Genomic DNA, 3,707 nt, shown 5'->3' with positions numbered 1-3,707 from the left:
CTCGGCCCGTCAAACGGCTGGCAGTTCCACGATCCGTCCCTCGCCGCTGACGAGAGGCTGCAACCCTCTCTCAGCGGTTCTTTTGTGCCTTATCGGCACGGATTCTCATAAGACAAGCAGTTCCAGCAAAAGTGGGAACCGGTTTTGCGTCCGGAACTGCGTCTTGACAGTCTAAAGCACGACGCCGACCGCCAGGGCGACGGCCAGCATCAGCACGAGGCAGACCCAAAGGGTGAGGGAGGTCGATGCCGGCATCCCCCCGCCCTTTCAGGTCGGTCGGCGCGCCGTCCGTGCGGGGAAATGGTCCCCGTCGGAGGCGCGCCGCGCCAGGGATCAGAACTGGACCTTCAGCCCGGCATTGCCGACCACGGACCAGCTGTCGTCGGTGTAGCCGGTGGCAGAGATGCCGCCGAACAGCGTCGCCTTCTCGTCCAGCCTCAGCTCGCCGCCGAGGCCGACGCGACCGCCGACCCGGTTGCGGTCGCCCATGCTGGACACCGTGAAGTCGGTGCCCGTCACCGATGCGTTGAACCCGGTGTCGCCGAGGTTGTAGGTGTCGAGCGCGGCGGCCGTGACGGACACCGTGGCGACCTTGCCGCTTTCGAAGCGGTGCGCCTTGCTGAGCTTCAGCTCGAAGGCGCTCTCGACGGCCTGCGTCGAGCGATCGTCATAGGTGATGTTCAGCGACGAGCCGGTTTCGCCATAGCCCTCGAACGAGCCGTAGGTGTAGCGGACCGAGCCGCGCGGCGTCAGCGTCCAGCCGTCCGACAGGGCGTAGGCGCGCGACAGCGCCAGCTCCGGCGAGACGAACCAGCCGTCATAGCTGCCACGGGCCGTTTCCAGGCCGCCCTTCACCGCGCGCGTCGTGTCGGCGAAGATGCCGCCGCCGATCAACGAGGCATCGAGCATGAAGCCCGACAGCGGCTGGCGCACATAGACGCCGCCGAACACCGTGTCGCCCGTCGCCGAGGCCGTGTCGTCGCCGGTGTCGTTCTTCAGCTTGCCGATGCCGCCCAACAGGCCGACGCGGGTCTGGCCGAACATGTGGTCGGCGCCGAGCGCCACGCCGAAATGCCGGGCCGAGGTGTCGGAGTAGTCGTCGTGGCTGGCGCCGCCGAAGGCGCGCATCCAGAACAGGTTGCCCTCCGCATCGACGGCGAGGCCGTCGCCGACCATGGCCGAGATGGCCTTCTGGTTCTCGTTCTTCTTGTCGGCATCGTCATAGGCCATGGCGACGCGCGACGAGATGCCGCCGCGATCGACATCGACCGACAGCACGTCGGCCGCCGTCGTGGCGATGGACGAGGTGACCGTCTGCACGCTGGTGAACTGCGAGGCCATGGTGCCCGCGTCGACCACGCTGATCGAGCCCGAGCCGCTGGCGGCGTTGCCGTAGACCGCCATCTGGCGCTCGCCCGAGAGGGCGACCGTGTTGTCGCCCGCCAGGTAGTGGGCCACCGGAATGGAGAAACTGCCCTTGCCGAAGATGGTCGTGTTGCCGGCGGTGTTGTTGTAGTCGATCACGTTGCCGAAGGTGGCGCCCGTCAGAACGGTCAGGCTGTTGCCGCCGGTGGCGTAATGGATCGCCGCCGTGCCGCCGTTGATCGAGCCGGAGGTGGTGATGGCGCTGGCGTCCGAGCCACTCAGCTCGACGCCATAGCGGGTGCCGGAGATCGAGCCGGTGTTGATCAGCGAGCCGCCGGTCATCGTCACCGTGTCGGTGGCGCCCGACACCGAGCGCGTCACGCGCAGCGTGCCCTCGTTGGCGACGGTGAAGGCGTTCTGCGTGAAGCTCGACGTGTCGATGGACAGAAGGCCGCCGTCGACGGCCACCGCGCCGGTGTAGTCGGTGTAGTCGCCGGTGAGGCGGGTGACGCCGGCCAGCGTCCGGATCGTGCCGTTGCCCCGCACCGCCGCGTTGAGGGCGTAATCGCTGTTGGTGTGGTTGAACACCAGCTTGCCCGTTCCGTCTCCGAAGATCACGTCGGTGACGCCCAGCGTGCCGGCCGCCGTCGCCGTGTCGCCGGCCGCCGCGCCGATGTTGAACGTGCCGGACGACCCGGTCTCCGCGGCGATGGTGACCGCGCCGGCGCGGATCTCGCCGCCATCCGACAGCGTCACCGTGCCGACGCCGCGGTTGCCGGCGTAGACCATGCCGTCGACCACCAGCAGCGTGTTCGCGCCGGTCACCGTCAGCGTGCCGGTGCCGGTCGAGTTGTAGGACGTCGTGAGGTTGTCGTCGTCGTAATAGATGCCGGCGCCGGCCGACAGGCTGCCGTTGACGATCGTGCGGGCGCCGTTCGACACCGTCATGTTGCCCGTGCCGGCCTCGCCGAGCATCACGTCGCCCATGACGGAAAGGAACGAGCCGGTGCCGGTCACCACGACCGTGCCGGTGGAGCTGGCGTTGTGGCCGACGTAGGCGTTGCCCGACACCGTGGCGTGGGCGCCGCTCTCGACGGTGAAATTGCCGGCGCCGGTATAGCCCGCGTAGAACTGACCGGTGAAGGTCGCCTCCGTGCCGCTGTCGCTCAAGGTGGCGTTGCCGGTCGAGCCGGTGCTGAGGCCGAGCAGGAAGTAGTCCGAGGAGGTGAGGGTCGAGCCGCCCGACAGGTTGAACGAGCCGGTGGCGTTGGCGCTGTTGCCGATGAAGGCGGCGCCTGCCAGCGTCGCGGTCGAGCCGTTGGTGACGTCGACGGTGCCGGTGCCGCCGTTGCCGACCTGCAACTGGGCGCCGGTCCGAAGGTCCAGGGTGGCGTGGTCGATCTCAAGCCGACCGGTCGAGCCGGTCCCCTTGCCCACCGCGATGTGATGGCCGGCCTGGAAGGTGGCGCCGTCCGACACCGTCAGCACGCCGGTGGTGTCGGCGCCCCAGCCGATGTTGGTCCAGCTGCCGCTGTTGGTCACCAGCTTGGAGCCCGCCCCCGTCACGGTGATGGTGGAGGTGCCCGGCGTCCAGCCGATGGCGATGGCGCCGCCGTTGTAGGTGGCGGTCAGCGTGGCGCCGCCCGAGATCACCAGCGAGCGCGGCCCGTTGCCGGCATTGTTGGAGGTGTCGACGGAGTTGATGTCGGTGGCGACCGTCGCCGGCGCCGTGACGCTGTAATTGCCGTCGATGACGAGGTCGCTGCCGTTGAAGCTGCCGTCCCAGTTTTCGAAGTGGTTGAACTGGTTGTCGAGCGTGCCGGTCCAAAGGGACTCGGCGAGCGCGCCCGACGTCGTCACCAGCACCAGCGCCGTCGACCCCATCAGCGCCCGGGAAAGACCAAACATGCCAGTCGTATGACGCAATGAACGACCGTCGATAACGCAGCGACCCATCATGACCCCCAAAAGCCAATCCATAGCGGTACCACGCCCGCTGCGAGGCGACCGTCTCGCAAACCCGGGTGGCGAATCCGCATTGGAGCAGATTAGGCCACGCGCCCGTGCCGGCGGTCTTTCGCAAAGCGCAGAAAAACTTTTGCCAGTCGCAGCATGCGAACGATTGCCCCGAGAGTCTTGTCGTCTAGTAAATTTTGACTATGGTAACCATGGATAAGGGGTTGTATTCGTGGACGATATTTTTCAATGGGAAAGTTTTATACCCCGACTCCGTAGAATCCCGGCAAATAGCTGGGAAGGCTTGCGGAATAGGTTCCGATGGATTCTGATTGCGGGATGATCAGAGGCCAATTCCTGACCGCTTCAGAACGCCAGCATTTGCT

General features: G+C 66.7%; 1 protein-coding gene. It reads right to left on the bottom strand.

All coding sequences use genetic code 11. From position 1 onward, the window contains the following. Positions 1 to 333: 333 nt before the first annotated feature. A complete protein-coding gene (locus tag QQZ18_RS07000) occupies positions 334 to 3,273 on the bottom strand; it encodes an autotransporter outer membrane beta-barrel domain-containing protein (RefSeq protein ID WP_284539448.1) in 2,940 nt (979 codons plus the stop codon). Positions 3,274 to 3,707 lie beyond the last annotated feature (434 nt).

This window comes from Pleomorphomonas sp. T1.2MG-36 (assembly GCF_950100655.1).
Taxonomy (GTDB): domain Bacteria; phylum Pseudomonadota; class Alphaproteobacteria; order Rhizobiales; family Pleomorphomonadaceae; genus Pleomorphomonas.
This window is presented reverse-complemented; position numbering and strand designations above follow the sequence as displayed.

Excerpts from the sequence above, each read along its gene's own strand:
- QQZ18_RS07000 (WP_284539448.1), bottom strand. The coding sequence starts at position 3,273 with ATGTTTGGTCTTTCCCGGGCGCTGATGGGGTCGACGGCGCTGGTGCTG.